Annotated in this window: 1 protein-coding gene; it reads right to left on the bottom strand. The window is 36.2% G+C overall.

Annotated features, from left to right (window positions below; genetic code table 11):
- The coding region (locus SB749_RS19635) for a recombinase RecT (RefSeq protein ID WP_410711783.1) at nucleotides 1-268 on the bottom strand (268 nt) is incomplete at both ends.

Raw genomic sequence — 268 nt, 5'->3', positions numbered from 1 at the left:
CCTTAACATTGGTCAAACGTTTCAAGACTGCTTGTGTACCAAAATATGAACGATTTAGTTGTAATTGTTTCCCGTACGGAATGAAATAACATTGTGTTTTTGCAGGGCTTAAACCTTGTACAACCATATCCAATAATGAATTAGCAATAGATTCACGAGAGCAACTTTCTAATGCGGGTCTTCCATCTTTATCCTTCAGTTCTTGAAGCTTAAAAAAGGCACTCTTTAATGCATTGCTAGCATTATAGTTAGATGGAAGAACCAATCC

This window comes from Brevibacterium sp. SIMBA_078, from assembly GCF_046534565.1.
Classification (GTDB): domain Bacteria; phylum Actinomycetota; class Actinomycetes; order Actinomycetales; family Brevibacteriaceae; genus Brevibacterium.
Note: the sequence above shows the minus strand (reverse complement) of the source record. Positions and strands in the feature narration are given on the sequence as shown.